Genomic DNA, 1466 nt, shown 5'->3' with positions numbered 1-1466 from the left:
TCCTTTAATGTAGGATATTTTTACAACGCTTCCTAAAAAACTCTGCACCCAGCAACTAGTGTCATGCGTATTGGCCTTATGAACCGTGATATGGAGCAGATTGCCTTGCCTATCAACCTACACCGTACGTCCTTTTTTCTGAGGCACCTGCGGGTTTAACCCTTTGTGAATGATGCTATAGCTGGGATTCTTACTCCTTTCATACTTAATTCGGCTTGTCTTAACAAGTTCATGCATCCGAATGTACCGTCGAATATGGTGGAAAATCTTTTGGTAGCATGCGCCATTGACAACCGCTCTTGATTATATAATATACTGCATTAGCTCTCTCTTTTTTGTTGTATTTGCTTCTATTTTTGTAATTGCCGCTATCAAAATGATGCTTTATCACATCTCACTCTCTCTCTTTTAAATCGCTTGGATAATTCATCTTCTACACCTTCAAGCCTTTTATATCACACTTTTTTATTCATGAATACAGGTTCTTAGTCTAATTTTTCCTAATCTCGATGCTGAGCATATGAATGTATTTTTGTCTGAGCGTGTAAAGAAGTGCCCGGCTAATAAAGTTGCGTTGATCATGGATGGAGCAAGATGGCAAAAATCCAAGACTTTAAAAATCTCTTACACTACTACTATTTTTTATCTTCCTCTATATTCACCAGAGCTTAACCCGGTTGAAAGATTATAGCTCTATATAAAAAACACCATACTATCGAACAAGATTTATGAACCCCTTGGGGCTTTAGAAGCGGTGCTGTGCGAGTTTGTGTGCGAGTTAAAAAATACAATTGTGAAAAGCATATGTACCGCTTCGTGTTTGTGCATTTAGTATCGGAAAATAGTATTATAACTCTATCCAGCTTCATTTTTATGTTCTTTTTATGATGTTTAACTATAATTTGAATAAAAGAAAGAAATGAAGAAGTATTTTTTGCGTATCACGTTTCAATTCCTCTTCAGCGTTTCAGGTTAAGAAATGTATTCTCTGCAAGATGTCTTAGAATTTGTATTCATGAATAAAAAAAGGCCTGGAGGTGTAGAAAACCAAGCGATTTAAAAGAGAGAGAAGTGATAAAGCATCATCTTGATAGCGGCAATAAAAGCAAATACAAAAAAAAGAGGGTGTTAATGCAGTATTTTGACGGTACATTCGTTTTATAGACGATGTAGGATTAAGGGGGTATGGGCAAAAGTGATGCATGAACTTGTTAAGACAAGCCGAATTAAGTATGAAAAGAGTGAGAATCCCAGCTATAGCATCATTCACAAAGTGTTAAACCCCATAAGTGTTGAAAGTGTCAAAATAAATGTTTAACAGCATTGGAATCCCCTCCTGAAATAATAATTAATGTTTTAATAAAAGATTTCTCTAGATCTAATGTAAATTGAAATAATGGAATTTTGAAGCCATGCAGTTTCTTTCTAGCCTTGTATATTAAAAATAATAAAGCTGTAATCAGAAT

At 35.1% G+C, this 1466-nt stretch carries 1 protein-coding gene and 1 pseudogene; one reads left to right on the top strand and one right to left on the bottom strand.

Translation table 11 applies throughout. The annotated features are described in order from the left end of the window. Window positions 1–244: 244 nt before the first annotated feature. A pseudogene (locus K737_RS11315) lies at window positions 245–391 on the bottom strand (transposase); the annotation flags it as partial. An 84-nt stretch (window positions 392–475) separates the two neighbouring features. Between K737_RS11315 and K737_RS11635 the strand changes: the two are divergent. Further along, window positions 476–691 carry a transposase gene (locus K737_RS11635; protein WP_407636429.1) on the top strand — a complete coding sequence of 72 codons (216 nt, stop codon included), beginning with the start codon at window positions 476–478 and terminating at the stop codon, window positions 689–691. Window positions 692–1466 lie beyond the last annotated feature (775 nt).

The organism is Holospora undulata HU1 (assembly GCF_000388175.3).
Taxonomy (GTDB): Bacteria; Pseudomonadota; Alphaproteobacteria; order Holosporales; family Holosporaceae; genus Holospora; species Holospora undulata_A.
This window is presented reverse-complemented; position numbering and strand designations above follow the sequence as displayed.